The sequence below is a fragment of the Mycobacterium sp. IDUB_37 genome (assembly GCF_055419245.1).
On the sequence record NZ_JBVAXG010000004.1, the window covers coordinates 126,181 to 141,778 of the forward strand.

At 65.1% G+C, this 15,598-nt stretch carries 14 protein-coding genes; 13 read left to right on the top strand and 1 reads right to left on the bottom strand.

Going from position 1 to position 15,598, the window contains the following annotated elements:
• The first annotated feature begins 54 nt into the window (after positions 1-54).
• From ACZY1I_RS14980 to ndk, 10 genes are all read left to right on the top strand, one after another.
• Positions 55-1,134 carry a 2-oxoacid:ferredoxin oxidoreductase subunit beta gene (locus ACZY1I_RS14980; RefSeq protein WP_463755236.1) on the top strand — a complete coding sequence of 360 codons (1,080 nt, stop codon included), beginning with the start codon at positions 55-57 and terminating at the stop codon, positions 1,132-1,134.
• Positions 1,135-1,146: 12 nt separating this feature from the next.
• Complete coding sequence (gene mobA / locus ACZY1I_RS14985; RefSeq protein ID WP_463755237.1) at positions 1,147-1,752, top strand: molybdenum cofactor guanylyltransferase; 606 nt, start codon at positions 1,147-1,149, stop codon at positions 1,750-1,752.
• Between the two features lie 1,034 nt (positions 1,753-2,786).
• Positions 2,787-3,347, top strand: coding sequence for a transglycosylase family protein (locus tag ACZY1I_RS14990; RefSeq protein WP_463755238.1), 561 nt, complete (start codon positions 2,787-2,789; stop codon positions 3,345-3,347).
• Between the two features lie 126 nt (positions 3,348-3,473).
• Positions 3,474-4,730: a saccharopine dehydrogenase family protein gene (locus tag ACZY1I_RS14995; protein ID WP_463755239.1), complete on the top strand. Its 1,257-nt coding sequence runs from the start codon at positions 3,474-3,476 to the stop codon at positions 4,728-4,730.
• Positions 4,731-4,837: 107 nt separating this feature from the next.
• Positions 4,838-5,413, top strand: coding sequence for a DUF937 domain-containing protein (locus ACZY1I_RS15000; RefSeq protein ID WP_463755240.1), 576 nt, complete (start codon positions 4,838-4,840; stop codon positions 5,411-5,413).
• 147 nt (positions 5,414-5,560) lie between these two features.
• Positions 5,561-6,196, top strand: coding sequence for a LysM peptidoglycan-binding domain-containing protein (locus ACZY1I_RS15005; protein ID WP_463755241.1), 636 nt, complete (start codon positions 5,561-5,563; stop codon positions 6,194-6,196).
• Between the two features lie 85 nt (positions 6,197-6,281).
• On the top strand, positions 6,282-8,933 hold the full coding sequence (locus tag ACZY1I_RS15010; protein WP_463755242.1) for a valine--tRNA ligase: 2,652 nt from the start codon (positions 6,282-6,284) through the stop codon (positions 8,931-8,933).
• The gene (gene folC / locus ACZY1I_RS15015; RefSeq protein WP_463755243.1) at positions 8,930-10,363 is read left to right on the top strand and encodes a bifunctional tetrahydrofolate synthase/dihydrofolate synthase; all 1,434 of its coding nucleotides are present in this window, start codon (positions 8,930-8,932) and stop codon (positions 10,361-10,363) included. The genes ACZY1I_RS15010 and folC overlap by 4 nt, the downstream gene beginning before the upstream one ends.
• Positions 10,360-10,785, top strand: coding sequence for a DUF4233 domain-containing protein (locus tag ACZY1I_RS15020; protein WP_463755244.1), 426 nt, complete (start codon positions 10,360-10,362; stop codon positions 10,783-10,785). Before folC ends, ACZY1I_RS15020 begins: the two co-directional genes overlap by 4 nt.
• Before the next feature lie 176 nt (positions 10,786-10,961).
• Positions 10,962-11,372 carry a nucleoside-diphosphate kinase gene (ndk, locus tag ACZY1I_RS15025; protein ID WP_463755245.1) on the top strand — a complete coding sequence of 137 codons (411 nt, stop codon included), beginning with the start codon at positions 10,962-10,964 and terminating at the stop codon, positions 11,370-11,372.
• A gap of 53 nt (positions 11,373-11,425) precedes the next feature.
• Here the strand turns inward: ndk and ACZY1I_RS15030 are convergent, their stop codons facing one another.
• The gene (locus ACZY1I_RS15030) at positions 11,426-11,569 is read right to left on the bottom strand and encodes a hypothetical protein (RefSeq protein WP_463755246.1); all 144 of its coding nucleotides are present in this window, start codon (positions 11,567-11,569) and stop codon (positions 11,426-11,428) included.
• Positions 11,570-11,711: 142 nt separating this feature from the next.
• On the opposite strand from ACZY1I_RS15030, the gene rne reads away from it, so the two are divergent.
• The 3 genes from rne (at position 11,712) to rpmA (ending at position 15,592) form a co-directional block, all read left to right on the top strand.
• A complete protein-coding gene (rne, locus tag ACZY1I_RS15035) occupies positions 11,712-14,729 on the top strand; it encodes a ribonuclease E (protein ID WP_463755247.1) in 3,018 nt (1,005 codons plus the stop codon).
• A 237-nt stretch (positions 14,730-14,966) separates the two neighbouring features.
• The gene (gene rplU, locus ACZY1I_RS15040) at positions 14,967-15,278 is read left to right on the top strand and encodes a 50S ribosomal protein L21 (RefSeq protein WP_463755248.1); all 312 of its coding nucleotides are present in this window, start codon (positions 14,967-14,969) and stop codon (positions 15,276-15,278) included.
• A gap of 47 nt (positions 15,279-15,325) precedes the next feature.
• Positions 15,326-15,592, top strand: a complete 267-nt coding sequence (gene rpmA / locus ACZY1I_RS15045; RefSeq protein ID WP_463755249.1) for a 50S ribosomal protein L27 — start codon at positions 15,326-15,328, stop codon at positions 15,590-15,592.
• Positions 15,593-15,598: the final 6 nt, after the last annotated feature.

The window sequence follows — 15,598 nt, forward strand, 5'->3', positions numbered from 1 at the left end:
GCGCTTGCGGCCAGGCAGCAGTTCAAAGCGGGACGATGACGGGAAGAGGCGCGGATGACTAGCGTGATTGGCACTGACCTTGGTGTGACAGCGAGACCAGGCAAGAACCACGGTGTACCCACCGCGGATCAGCCACAGAAGGGCAAGGACTTCACCAGCGACCAGGAGGTGCGCTGGTGCCCTGGTTGCGGGGACTACGTCATCCTCAACACCATCCGTAACTTCTTGCCCGAACTCGGCCTGCGCCGCGAGAACATCGTCTTCATCAGCGGCATCGGGTGCAGCAGCCGTTTCCCGTACTACCTGGAGACGTACGGGTTCCACTCGATTCACGGCCGTGCGCCGGCCATCGCGACGGGCCTTGCGCTGGCCCGCGAGGACCTCTCGGTCTGGGTGGTGACCGGTGACGGCGACGCGTTGTCGATCGGCGGCAACCATCTGATCCACGCCCTGCGGCGCAACGTCAACATCACCATTTTGTTGTTCAACAACCGCATCTACGGGCTTACCAAGGGCCAGTACTCGCCGACCTCCGAGGTGGGCAAGGTCACCAAGTCGACACCGATGGGTTCGTTGGACCACCCGTTCAACCCGGTGTCGTTGGCCCTGGGTGCCGAGGCGACCTTCGTCGGACGTGCGTTGGACTCCGATCGGGCCGGCCTTTCGACGGTGCTGCGCGCGGCGGCCCAGCATCGCGGGGCCGCGCTGGTCGAGATCATGCAAGACTGCCCCATCTTCAACGACGGATCGTTCGACGTGCTGCGCAAAGAGGGCGCCGAGGAGCGGTTGATCAAGGTAAGCCACGGAGAGCCGATCGTCTTCGGCGCCAACGGGGAGTTCTGCGTGGTGAGGTCGGGCTTCAGCCTCGAGGTGGCCAAGACCGTTGACGTGTCCGCCGACGAGATCGTGGTGCACGACGCGCATTCCGACGACTCGGCGTACGCCTTCGCCTTGTCGCGGCTCTCTGAGCAGAACCTCGATCACATGGTGATGGGGATTTTCCGTGACATCAGCCGGCCTACCTACGACGACGCGGCTCGCTCGCAGGTCGAGGCCGCTCAGAATGTGACCGCGTCGGACGAAGCTGCGCTGCAGTCGCTGCTTCGTGGGCGCGACACCTGGACCGTGGACTGAGAGGCGGCGTAGGTGCCTGACAAAACTTCATTGGCCGGGGTCGTGCTTGCCGGCGGCGAGTCGCGGCGGATGGGCCGTGACAAGGCTACGCTGCCCGTTCCCGGTGGGTCCACCACTCTGGTCGAGCATGTCGTCGCCGTGGTCTCACAACGTTGCTCGCCGGTGTACGTCCTGGCGGCCCAGGGACAGCCGCTTCCTTCGTTGCAGGCTTCCATCCTGCGCGACGAACTGCGAGGCCTCGGTCCGCTGCCGGCGACCGGCCGTGGATTGCGGGCGGCAGCCGAGGCCGGTGTGCGCTACGCGTTTGTGTCCGCGGTCGATATGCCTTCGCTGACAATCGATTTGATCGACGAGCTGGCTCGTCTCGCCGTCGAGACCGACGCCGAAGTGGTCATGCCGTGGGACGGTCGCAGCCACTACCTGGCAGCGGTGTACCGGACGGATCTCGCCGATCGGATCGACGCACTGGTGGCGTCCGGCAAGCGCAGAATGAGTGACTTGATCGACGCCTCGGATTCGCAGCAGATTGTGCTGACCGATTCTGCGGCGTTGGCCAATGTCAATACGGTGACCGATCTGGGCGCGGCTTCGCGCACGCCAGTTCGCCCGGGACGCTGATAAGTCGCTCCCCGGCGTCAGCTGAAGGTTTCGTTGTATTCGGAATTCATTTCTCATTTCTATTTGTGCGTGATTGGTCACATTTATTTCTGCATTTTGCGCGTATCCAAAATAGATGTGAACCGGTGATTGACTCCCGGCATGTGTTGTCTTGCGGCGCAACGGGTTTGGGCTTCCGGGGACGTGGCCATCGCGGCGACGTGCAGTGGCGCTGGGTCCACCAGCAAAGTCCTAGCGTCTCGGATGAGCGTCTCGGTGCGCATCTCTTGACGATCACCTGGCCGGCCGAGTCCGTCTCCACCTCGTCTTTGCGTCGGGTCAGTGAAAAATGTTGGTAGCAAACGTTATTCAGTCTTAGCTCGAAATGCTGTCTCGCGCGGATGTGGCCACTGCTACGGGTGTGGTTCACTTCGAAAATTGTTGTGACTCTGATCATTCGATGAACCGAATCGCGACACGGTAGGTTGCTCACCCCTGGTGTACCGCGAAAGGGCCGATGAGCACCTATGGGCCACGTCACGGCTTTTGTTCGGTGTGTCGGCGCAATTGATCGCGCGTCGATCAGCAAACTCGGTGGGCCAGCTCACAAAATGGGGGTGATTCGGCTCACGAAATCAGCGAAGTCACGACGGCCTTAGGTTCATCTGAAATGGTGGGCTGACCTGCAAGTATCATTGCCGCACAGCGCTGTGATCGACTCGTTATTGAACCGATATATATGTATGCCCCGGGATGACGAATCCGAATCGTTATCGTACGGTCGTCTTAGCCCGAAAACGGGTAGCGAGGAAAATAGATAGCAAAAACTGAATCCACGGAACCGCGTGTGAGCGGAGCGGGAGACGGCACTCGAATTGAGGGCGCCGCCCCGCAGGCGTTGGCTGTAGCCGCGCCGGGCAGTTCGAGCCCTCCGCTGTAGTGCCGAAACGTGACGGCACGAACTGAAGCAGCATCCAGCTTTTTTGGACGCACAAGCACCAACCCAACCCACCCCGGTGGGTCGCTTCGGCGCGCGCGCAGCGAAAGGAACACTTTTGAAGAACGTCCGTAAGACGCTCATCGTCGCCGCGATCACAGGGACGCTCGTGACTCTGCCGAACGCCGGCATCGCTCACGCGGAAGCCGACGGTATCGACCCGAACACGACTCAGGGCTTTGACCCGAACCTGCCGGCCCCGGATGCGCCGCCTGTCGACGCGCCGCCGGCGGTGGAAAACGCGGGCTTCGACCCCAACCTGCCGGCCCCGGATGCGCCGCCTGTCGACGCGCCGCCGCCTGCGGAGAACGCGGGCTTCGACCCCAACCTGCCGGCCCCGGACGGCCTCCTCGCTGACGAGGTGCCGCCGCCCGCCCCGGTGAAGGCGTACAGCGTGAACTGGGACGCGATTGCGCAGTGCGAGTCCGGTGGTAACTGGGCAATCAGCACCGGTAACGGATACCAGGGTGGTCTGCAGTTCACCTCCGGTACCTGGCACGCCAACGGCGGTGCGGGTTCGGCAGCGGGCGCAAGCCGTGAAGAGCAGATCCGGGTGGCCGAGAACGTGCTGCACAGCCAGGGCATCGGCGCGTGGCCGGTGTGCGGCCGACGCGGCTGACACAAGGACTGATTGCGCTAACGCGCACGAAAAAGCGCCGGGCTGCACAGCCCGGCGCTTTTTCGTGTCCAGGGTCGTTTCGGGGCTCGCCCGGGTCGAGTCGGCGCCAAGGGTAGCGTCGGGCGAGTGACCGAAACGCCACGCGAATTCGACATTGTTCTGTATGGGGCTACCGGCTTCGTCGGAAAGCTGACCGCCGACTATCTGGCCAGGGCCGGCGGTGACGCCAGGATCGCGCTGGCCGGCAGGTCCATCGAACGACTGGAAGCGGTGCGCAAGGCGCTCCCGGCGTCCGCGCAGTCGTGGGCACTGGTACCCGCCGATGCCACCTCGCAGTCGACTCTCGAGGAAATGGCCGCCCGCACCCGGGTCGTCATCACCACGGTCGGGCCTTACACCCGTTACGGACTGCCGCTGGTCGCCGCGTGTGCCGCCGCGGGCACCGACTACGCCGACCTGACCGGCGAGGCGAACTTCGTGCGCGAAAGCATCGACGTGTATCACAAGCAAGCCGTCGACACCGGTGCCCGCATCGTGCACGCCTGCGGCTTCGACTCGGTGCCGTCAGATCTGACCGTCTACGCGCTGTACCGGGCAGCGCAGAACGATGACGCAGGCGAGCTGACCGACACCAACCTGGTGGTGCGCTCCTTCCGGGGCGGTTTCTCCGGCGGCACGATCGCGTCCATGACGGAGATCTTCCGCAGCGCGTCCAGCGACCCGGAGCTGCGTCGTCAGCTCCAAGACCCCTACACCCTGACCACCGACCGCGGTGCGGAACCCGAAGTCGGACCGCAGCCCGACCTACCGTTGCGCCGCGGCCGCCAACTTGCGCCGGAACTGAGCGGTCTGTGGACGGCGGGATTCGTGATGGCGCCGTACAACACCCGCATCGTGCGGCGCAGCAACGCACTTCTGGACTGGCCCTACGGCCAGGCGTTCCGCTACGGCGAAAACGTGAACCTCGGCAAGCCGCCGTTCGGGCCGATCGCGTCGGCCGTCGTCACCGGGTTCAGCAACGCGTCGTTCGGATTGGGCAGCCGCTACTTCCGGCTGCTCCCGCCGAAGTTGGTGGAATTTGTCCTGCCCAAGTCGGGTTACGGGCCCAGTGCGAAGGCTCGCGACCGCGGCTACTACAAGATCGAGACGTACACCACAACGACATCCGGTGCTCGCTATGTTGCGCGCATGGAGCAACGGGGCGACCCCGGCTATAAGGCGACCTCGGTAATCCTGGGGGAGTGCGGCCTTGCGTTGGCCAAAGACCGTGACAAGCTGACCGATCTTCATGGCGTGCTGACACCGGCGGCGGCGATGGGTGACGCATTGATGGCGCGATTCCCAAGCGCGGGTATATCACTGCGAACCGAGAAGTTAAGTTGACGGAGCCAGTTGAAATCGCTTCGCGGCAAGGGGTGTCGATCCAGATCGGGTGAGTCTAGTGTCGGAGATGACTCGCGCATGGGTACCAGCGACGAAGGTGGATAACGATGGCCGGGCTTGATGACCTCTACCAGCAGATTCCCACATCGGAAATCGCGTCCAAGTTGGGTGCGGATCAAGGCGAAGTCGACAAAGCGGTCCATGCCCTGGTGCCGGTGTTGCTCAGCGGGTTGCACCACAATTCGCAAGATCCCGAGCACGCCAGCAAGATCGAGTCCGCTGCAAGTGGTCACGCCGAGCGCGGCCTACTCGATGCAGGCGGCGGCATAGACCAGGTCGACGAGAGCGACGGGCACCACGCCGTCGCAACGTTATTCGGCGGCAAGGGCACCGACGAAGTGGCTTCCGCATTGTCCAGCGGCGGTGCCGGCAACAGCGATCTGCTCAAGCAGTTGCTGCCCATCGTGTTGCCAATTGTGTTGGCGTACATCGGCAAACAACTCGGCGGGCAGGAAAGTGCGCCCCAGCAGAAGAATTCCGGCGGCGGGCTCGGCGACATCCTGGGCAGCATCCTGGGCGGCGGCAACGACAAATCGCTGGGCGGCATCCTCGGCAGCGTGCTGGGCAGCAAAGGCGGCGGGCTCGGCGACATCCTCGGCGGTCTGCTCGGCGGCAAGAAATAGCCAGCGCGACAACAAGATTGCGCTGAGCGGAAATCTGTCCAGCCCATATCGGATTAGTAGGCTTGCGTTCAGGGGTACCAGACATGACGGTCGACTCCGATTGGACCTGAGATTCATTGGGAAACAAGTGAGAACGAGAGGGAAGTTATGTCAGACACGCTCACTGAAGGACAGAAGCTAGTACGCGGAGAGTCGCTGGTCTCCAACAACGGCGCGTACTCCTTGACCCTGCAGGATGACGGCAACTTGGTGCTCGCATCCCGGGGCAACCCGCTGTGGTCCACCTCGACCAGCGGTCAGGATGTGGTGCGCGCCGAAGTGCAGGGCGACGGCAATTTCGTTCTCTACACCGCGGACAAGCCGGTGTGGCACAGCGACACCAAAGGCAAGAAGAAGGTCAGGCTGGTGCTTCAGGACGACCGCAACCTGGTGCTGTACGCCGCCGACGGACCGGCCTGGTCGACTAAGACCGAGACCGACGGGCCGCCGCCGCCCGAGCCCGTCGCCGAGGCCGAGAAGTCCGGTTCGGGCTCGGGTGAATCCGGCTGGTGGGGCTCAAAGGAACCGGCGGAAAACGCAGTTGCCGAGCCCGCCGCCGAAGCCCCGCCGGAGCCGGCCCCCGAGCCTGCCGCGCAGACCTACACGGTGGAGTCCGGGGACACCTTGTGGGCCATCTCGGAGCGCTTCTACGGTGACGGCAGCAAGTACCAGGTGATCGCCGACGCCAGCGGCATTGCGAACCCGGACCTCATCCACCCCGGGCAAGTGCTGACAATTCCGTAATTCGTTGCCTATCGCGGCCCTATCCCGCTCACCTGCGGGTTTAGGCGCCTACACGGGCGCGGCTGGCGGTTCCTAGAATTGACCGGTGACCGCCAGCCCCAGCCCCGCCGACGACCAGCTGCCCAAGTCGTGGGATCCGGCCGCGATGGAGGGCGTGATCTATCAACAGTGGCTTGATGCCGGCTACTTCGCCGCGGACCCGAACAGCACCAAACCCGCCTACTCGATCGTGCTGCCGCCGCCCAACGTGACCGGCAGCCTGCACATGGGTCACGCGCTCGAACACACCATGATGGATGCGCTGACCCGCCGTAAGCGGATGCAGGGCTACGAGGTGCTGTGGCAGCCGGGCATGGACCACGCCGGGATCGCCACCCAGAGCGTGGTGGAAAAGCAGCTTGCCGTCGACGGCAAGACCAAAGAAGACTTCGGTCGCGAGTTGTTCGTCGACAAGGTGTGGGACTGGAAGCGCGAGTCGGGCGGCGCGATCGGCGGGCAGATGCGCCGACTCGGTGACGGCGTGGACTGGAGTCGCGATCGGTTCACCATGGACGAGGGCCTGTCGCGGGCGGTCCGGACGATCTTCAAGCGGCTCTACGACGCCGGATTGATCTATCAGGCCGAGCGCCTGGTCAACTGGTCACCCGTGCTGGAGACGGCGATCTCAGACCTCGAGGTCAACTACCAGGACGTCGAGGGTGAGCTGGTCTCGTTCCGGTACGGGTCTATGGACGATTCCGAACCTCATATCGTGGTCGCCACCACCCGGGTCGAGACCATGCTCGGCGACACCGCGATCGCCGTGCACCCGGACGACGAGCGGTACCGCCACCTGGTCGGCACGAATTTGGCGCACCCGTTCGTGGACCGGCTCATGATCGTCGTCGCGGACGAGCATGTGGATCCCGAATTCGGCACCGGCGCAGTCAAAGTCACGCCCGCGCACGACCCGAACGACTTCGAGATCGGGATGCGCCATCAGCTGCCGATGCCCTCGATCATGGACACCAAGGGCCGAATCGCAGACACCGGAACACAATTCGACGGTATGGACCGCTTCGAGGCCCGGGTTGCGGTGCGTGAGGCGCTGGCCGCGCAGGGTCGGGTCGTCGAGGAGAAGCGGCCTTACCTGCACAGTGTCGGGCACTCCGAGCGCAGCGGTGAGCCGATCGAGCCGCGACTGTCGCTGCAGTGGTGGGTTCGGGTGGAGTCGATGGCCAAGGCCGCCGGCGACGCAGTTCGCAACGGTGACACAGTGATTCACCCGGCCAGCCTCGAGCCGCGGTGGTTCGCCTGGGTCGACGACATGCACGACTGGTGCATCTCGCGTCAACTGTGGTGGGGCCACCGCATTCCGATCTGGCACGGGCCCAACGGCGAGATGATCTGTGTCGGTCCCGACGACACGCCGCCGGAGGGTTGGGAGCAGGACGCCGATGTGCTGGACACCTGGTTCTCCTCGGCGCTGTGGCCGTTCTCGACGTTGGGTTGGCCATCGAAGACAACGGAACTGGAAAAGTTCTATCCGACAAGTGTTCTGGTCACCGGTTACGACATCCTGTTCTTCTGGGTGGCCAGGATGATGATGTTCGGCACCTTCGTCGGTGCCGATGACGCCATCACGCTCGACGGCGGTCGCGGCCCGCAGGTTCCCTTCACCGACGTTTTCCTGCACGGGCTGATCCGCGACGAATTCGGCCGCAAGATGAGCAAATCCAAGGGCAACGTCATCGACCCGCTGGACTGGATGGACAAGTTCGGCGCTGACGCGTTGCGGTTCACCCTGGCCCGGGGCGCCAGTCCCGGCGGTGACCTCGCGATCGGTGAGGACGCCGTGCGAGCGTCCCGCAACTTCGGCACCAAGCTGTTCAACGCGACCCGGTTCGCCTTGATGAACGGCGCGGCCCTGGCGGCCCTGCCCGAACCGGACGAACTGACCGACGCCGACCGCTGGATTCTGGGGCGGCTGGAAGAGGTTCGGGCCGAGGTGGATTCGGCTTTCGACAGCTACGAATTCAGCCGGGCCTGCGAAGCGCTATATCACTTCGCGTGGGACGAGTTCTGCGACTGGTACGTCGAATTGGCCAAAACCCAACTGGGCCAAGGCCTCACGCACACCACCGCGGTGCTGGCCGCGGGCCTGGACACCTTGCTGCGGCTGCTGCACCCGGTGATTCCCTTCATCAGCGAGACCTTGTGGCAAGCGCTGACCAGTCAGGAATCCCTGGTGATCGCCGACTGGCCGGAGTCGTCCGGATTCGCGCTGGATCCCGTTGCCGCACAACGAATCACCGATATGCAAAAACTGGTGACCGAGGTACGGCGGTTCCGCAGCGATCAGGGTCTGGCCGATCGGCAGAAGGTGCCTGCCCGGTTGGCCGGTGCCGCGGAGGCGGGTCTTGCTAACCAGATCCCGGCGGTGACGTCACTGGCTTGGCTGACCGCACCCGGAGAGGACTTCGAGGCCTCGGTGTCCCTCGAAGTCCGGCTCAGCGCCGCTACCGTGGTCGTCGAACTCGACACCTCGGGCACCATCGATGTGGCCGCAGAGCGGCGCCGGTTGGAAAAGGATTTGGCCGCAGCGCAAAAGGAATTGGCATCGACTGCCGCCAAGCTCGGCAATGCGGACTTCCTGGCGAAGGCGCCGGAGGCGGTCGTCGGCAAGATTCGCGGGCGCCAACAACTGGCGCAGGAAGAGACCGACCGGATCACGGCGCGGTTGGCCGCGCTGAAATGAGTCTCGACGACGAGGATTGGGAGCCCGTAGTCCAACTGGCGCCCACCCCAGATGAGATCGCGTCCCTCCTACAGGTCGAGCACCTGCTAGATCAACGCTGGCCGGAAACCCGCATCGAGCCGAGCCTGACCCGGATCAGTGCACTGATGGATCTGCTCGGTTCGCCGCAGTTGAGCTACCCGGCCATTCACATCGCCGGCACCAACGGCAAGACCTCAGTGGCACGGATGGTCGACGCGTTGGTGACTGCCCTGCAACAGCGCACGGGCCGCACCACCAGCCCGCATCTGCAGTCGGCGGTGGAACGCATCTCGATCGACGGCAAGCCGGTCAGCCCGGCGCAGTATGTGGAGACCTACCGCGAGATCGAACCGTTCGTGCAGATGGTCGATCAGCAGTCGTTGGCTGACGGCGGGCCGGCCATGAGCAAGTTCGAAGTGCTCACCGGGATGGCGTTCGCCGCGTTCGCCGACGCACCCGTCGACGTCGCGGTGGTCGAGGTGGGGATGGGCGGCCGCTGGGACGCCACCAACGTGATCAGCGCGCCGGTCAACGTCATCACCCCGATCAGCATCGACCACGTCGACTACCTCGGGTCCGAAATCACCGGGATCGCAGGGGAGAAGGCGGGCATCATCACCCGGGCGCCCGAAGGCGCGCCGGACACTGTCGCGGTCATCGGTCGCCAGCTTCCCGAGGTGATGGAAGTGCTGTTGGCTCAGGTGGTCCGTGCCGATGCCGCTGTCGCCCGCCAGGATTCCGAGTTCGCGGTGCTCGAGCGGCAGGTGGCGATAGGTGGCCAGGTGCTGCAGCTGCAGGGTCTGGGCGGGGTCTACCCGGATATCTACCTGCCGCTGCACGGCGAACATCAGGCACACAACGCCGCGTTGGCCCTGGCCGCTGTCGAGGCGTTCTTCGGGGCCGGTGCGCAACGTCAACTCGATGTCGAAGCCATCAGGGCCGGCTTTGCCGCCGTGACCAGCCCCGGCCGGCTGGAGCGGTTGCGCAGCGCGCCCACGGTGTTCATCGACGCCGCACACAACCCGGCGGGTGCGGCAGCACTGGCGCAAACGCTGGCTGACGAGTTTGATTTCCGAATGCTGGTCGGAGTGCTCAGTGTGCTGGGCGACAAGGACGTGGACGGCATTCTCGCGGCTCTGGAACCGGCGTTCGATTCCGTCGTCGTCACTCACAACGGCTCACCGCGGGCGCTCGACGTCGAGACCTTGTCATTGTTGGCGCAGGAGCGGTTCGGGCCCGACCGGGTCATCGCCGCCGAGAATCTGCGCGACGCCATCGACGCGGCAACCGCGCTGGTGGACGCCGCCGCAGCTGAGGGAGAGGCGTTCGGTGGCACCGGAATCGTCATCACCGGCTCCGTTGTGACTGCCGGGGCAGCACGCACCCTGTTCGGTCGTGATCCGGAATGACCGAGGAGCCGCTCGCTGACGCAGGCGACGACGCAGGTGACCAAGCGCCATCTCGGCCCGATCCGTGGAAGAGCTTCGCCGGCGTGATGGCCGGCACCCTCATCCTCGAGGTGATCGTGGTGCTGTTGGCGATACCGGTCGTGGGTGCGGTGGGCGGCGGGCTTACAGCGGCGTCACTGGGTTACCTGATCGGGGTGGCCGTGCTGCTGGTGGTGCTCGCCGGATTCCAACGCCGCCCCTGGGCAATCTGGCTCAACCTGGGAGCGCAGGCGGTACTGGTTGCCGGATTCGTGCTGTACCCGGCCGTTGGCTTCATCGGTGTGTTGTTCGCCGGGGTGTGGGGTCTGATCGCATACCTGCGCGCCGAAGTCCGGCGCCAGCAGGAACGCGGGCTGGATTCGTTCGGACCCCCAGCGGACTGACGAGCCGCTGACCGCGTCGAGACTGCGCTCAGGTATCAATAATTCGGCTCCGGTGCCTCTCACCGCCGGCTCGGCGCCGTGAGCGCAGGCTCGGCGGTGATCGCCAGCAACTTCGACATGCGGGACTGGCGGCCACGGTTTGGGCATCTTCGGTCGGCCCTCTAGTCTTTAGCACCGTGACCGAACGGACCCTCGTATTGATCAAGCCCGACGGCGTCGAGCGCCAGTTGACCGGCGAGATACTCAGCCGCATCGAGCGGAAGGGCCTCACCATCGCGGCCCTCGAGCTCAGGACTGTCGGTGATGAGTTGGCCCGCCAGCACTACGCCGAACACGACGGCAAGCCGTTCTTCGGGTCGCTGTTGGAGTTCATCACGTCGGGATCCGTGGTGGCGGCCGTCGTGGAGGGCCCACGCGCGATTTCCGCCTTCCGGCAGATCGCCGGGGGCACCGACCCGGTGGAAAAGGCGACGCCCGGCACCATTCGCGGCGATTTCGGCCTGGAGACCCAGTACAACCTGGTGCATGGCTCCGATTCAGCCGAATCTGCGCAACGCGAGATCGGGCTCTGGTTCCCCGGTATTTAGCGTTACCCGCGCGTTCTTGACGCTCGCTCCGCGAGCTTTGCGGAGCGCCCAGGTCAGGCGGCGATGGGCTCGTTTAGTGATGTGGGATACTGACTGCGGGTGAACGTCGTCGAACTGGCGTCGAACACCCGAATGACGACTTTGACAAGCGCGACCATCGCCAGTCCGCGGTCCGGCGCAGCATGTAGAACCGTCATTCAGCACGGCGCCGGGTGGGTTCGTTTTGGGCCGCTCGGCGCGAGACCATCACAAGTCCGGGAGAAGTGACCCGGACCCATAGCGAAGCCCTCGCGTGGCCGCGTCGATAGGACGACGCGCCCGGGGGCTTGAGGAGAATACGTGGTAGACGGTGCCCCAACTTCAGACCCAGCAAACGAGCAGATGCAGCACGAGGAGCTGCCGGAGCGCCTGAGAGTGCATTCGCTCGCGCGCACCCTCGGCACCACCAGCAGGCGGGTTCTGGACGCGCTGGCCGAACTCGACGGCCGGATCCGCAGCGCACATTCCAGCGTCGAGCACTCCGAAGCGGTCCGGGTGCGAGATCTGCTGGCCGCCGAAGTGGACGCGCCGGCCGGCGAAGCCGAGCAGGTCGCTCCCGAAGAAGCGCAGGTCCCCCCCGAAGAAGTGCAGGTTGCTGCTGAAGAGGCGCCGGTTGCTCCGGACGAAGCGCAGGTCACCGCTGACGAGGCGTCCGATTCGCCCGCCGAGCCCGAATCCCGGCTCATGCTCGAAACCCGCGACGAGGTTCGATCGGTCCCGGATAGCGCGATCGAGCGCCCGCACTACATGCCGCTGTTCGTCGCGCCGCAGCCACTGCCCGCCCCGGTCGAGGTCGAGGACGAGGTCGGCGACGACGAGGCCGCCGATGATTCGGACTACGGCGACGGGTCCGGCGGCGACGATGACGACGACCAGACTGATCGTCCGGCCAACAAGCGGCGGCGGCGCGGGCGCCGGGGTCGCGGCCGCGGTCGCGGTGAGCAGGGCGGATCCGACGGGCCCGACAACCAGAATCAGCCTGGTGACGACGCCGCACAGCGCAACGGCGAAGCCGCCGACGCCGGCGAAGGCAACGACTCCGACGACTCCGATGACCCCGACAACGGCGACGACGAAAATGGCTCCGCCGAGGGCGGCAACCGCCGTCGCCGTCGCCGTCGGCGTCGCAAGACAGGCTCCGGCGAGGACGGCGACGACAGTCCGTCCCCCGATGACCCGCCGAACACCGTGGTGCACGAGCGCGCACCTCGCAGCGGTGGCGGCAAGCAAGGCTCAGACAACGGGTCCGGTGGGTCCGATTCCAGTTCCAACGAGATCAAGGGAATCGACGGCTCGACGCGACTGGAAGCCAAGCGCCAGCGCCGCCGGGATGGGCGCGACGCCGGCCGGCGCCGTCCACCGGTACTGACCGAGGCCGAATTCCTGGCTCGTCGCGAGGCCGTCGAGCGGGTGATGGTGGTCCGCGACCGTGTTCGCACCGAACCGCCGCATCCGGGTGCGCGGTACACCCAGATCGCGGTGCTCGAAGACGGCATCGTCGTCGAGCACTTCGTGACATCGGCTGCCTCGGCGTCGCTGGTGGGCAACATCTACCTGGGCATCGTGCAGAACGTGTTGCCGTCGATGGAGGCGGCCTTCGTCGATATCGGTCGCGGCCGCAACGGCGTGCTCTACGCGGGTGAAGTCAATTGGGAGGCCGCCGGTCTGGGCGGTTCCGACCGCAGGATCGAGCAGGCTCTCAGGCCCGGTGACTACGTGGTGGTGCAGGTCAGCAAGGACCCGGTCGGCCACAAAGGCGCGCGGCTGACCACGCAGGTGTCGCTGGCCGGTCGCTACCTGGTCTACGTGCCCGGTGCATCGTCGACCGGGATCAGTCGCAAGCTGCCCGATACCGAGCGTCAACGCCTCAAGGAGATCTTGCGCGAGGTGGTGCCGTCCGACGCGGGCGTCATCATCCGCACCGCGTCCGAAGGCGTCAAAGAGGACGACATCCGTGGTGATGTCACCCGACTGCAGGAGCGATGGCACCAGATCGACGCCAAGGCCGCCGAGACCAAGAAGAAGGCCGCCGGCGCCGCGGTGCCGTTGTATGAAGAGCCCGACGTGCTGGTCAAGGTCATCCGGGACCTCTTCAACGAGGACTTCTCCGAATTGATCGTCTCCGGCGACGACGCGTGGAAAACGATCAACGACTACGTGAATTCTGTTGCCCCCGATCTGGTTTCGAAGCTGACGCAGTACGAGTCGGCCGGGCCGGATGTTTTCGCCGTTCATCGCATCGACGAGCAACTGGCCAAGGCCTTGGACCGCAAAGTGTGGTTGCCATCGGGCGGAACCCTGGTGATCGACCGGACCGAGGCGATGACGGTCGTCGACGTCAACACCGGAAAGTTCACCGGGTCCGGCGGCAACCTCGAGCAGACGGTCACCAAGAACAATCTCGAGGCGGCCGAGGAGATCGTGCGACAGCTCCGGCTGCGCGACATCGGCGGCATCGTGGTCATCGACTTCATCGACATGGTGCTCGAGTCCAACCGTGATCTGGTGCTGCGCCGGTTGACCGAGGCGCTGGCCCGCGACCGCACCCGCCATCAGGTATCGGAGGTGACTTCGCTTGGCCTGGTGCAGTTGACCCGAAAGAAACTGGGCACCGGGCTGATTGAGGCGTTCTCCACGTCGTGTGCCAGCTGCGCGGGCCGCGGCATTCTGCTGCACACCGACCCGGTCGACTCGGCGCCCGCAGTGGGCCGCAAGACCGAGACCAGCAGCCGGCGCAGCAGGCGGGCCAAGAAGCCCAGGCCCGAGGAGACGATCGAACAGGTCGTCGAGAAAGAGGCCGTCGCCAAGGTGCCGGCGCACGCCCCGGGCGAGCACCCGATGTTCAAGGCGATGGCAGCCGGCTTGACGACACACGATGACGAAGACGGCGACGAATCCGACGATGATGAATCGACCGCCGAAGCCGACGAGCAGACTCAGGACCAGCTGGCCGAGGCTCCCGCCGTCGACGTTGCGGAAGAAGATCTCGAAGAGGCCGACGACGAGGATGCCGAGGACGAAGACGCTGACGAGGACGAAGACGACCTCGACGATGACGAGGACCTCGACGACGACGACGAAGATGTCGACGAACTCGACGACGAGGATCTCGACGAAGACGACAGCGATGAAGACGACGGCGACGACGAAGACAGCGACGACGAAGACGACATCGAAGATGTGGATCTCGACGACGAGGTCGAGTCCGAGGTCGCTTCCGATGAAGCCTCCACCGTCGTCATTGCCGAGGTGTCGAGCCCGCCCCGCAGGCGGCGCGCAGCCGGCAGACCGGCCGGTCCGCCCGTCCACGTGGACTAACCCAGGACTAACCCGGCTCACCAACCAGCGCAGCAGGGCCGGTTTGACCCTCTAGCCGCTGGTCACGTACCCTTGGACAGTTGTCGTTAGGCGTTCGCACGGCGAACGGATATGCATGACGACGGCGGGGTACAACAACCCGCACCTCAGACCACCACGCGCACTGTCGCTGGCACTCGCCCGAGTGCCCGTGACGTGTGGGCGGGCAGACGACCGAATGAAGAGGCAGGAGCGACGATGGCGACCTACGCAATCGTGAAGACCGGCGGCAAGCAGTACAAGGTTGCCGTCGGAGACGTGGTCAAAGTCGAGAAGCTGGAAATCGAGCCGGGCGCCGCAGTGTCGCTGCCGGTCGCTCTGGTCGTCGACGGCGCCAACGTCACCACCGATGCAACCGCGCTGGCCAAGGTCGCGGTGACCGGTGAGGTGCTCGAGCACACCAAGGGTCCGAAGATCCGCATCCACAAGTTCAAGAACAAGACCGGTTACCACAAGCGCCAGGGACACCGTCAGAGGCTGACGGTCGTCAAGGTCACTGGCATCGCGTGATGAGCCGTCAGGCGCAGAACAGAAAATACTGAGCGGAGTCGATAGATATGGCACATAAGAAGGGCGCTTCCAGCTCGCGCAACGGGCGCGATTCAAACGCTCAACGGCTCGGCGTCAAGCGGTTCGGCGGCCAGGTCGTCAAAGCCGGCGAGATCCTGATCCGCCAGCGCGGCACCAAGTTCCACCCCGGCATCAACGTTGGCCGCGGCGGCGACGACACCTTGTTCGCGAAGGCGGCCGGAGCGGTCGAGTTCGGCGTCAAGGGCGGCCGTAAGACCATCAACATCGTCACAGCCGGCCAGACCGCCGACTGAGCGCCA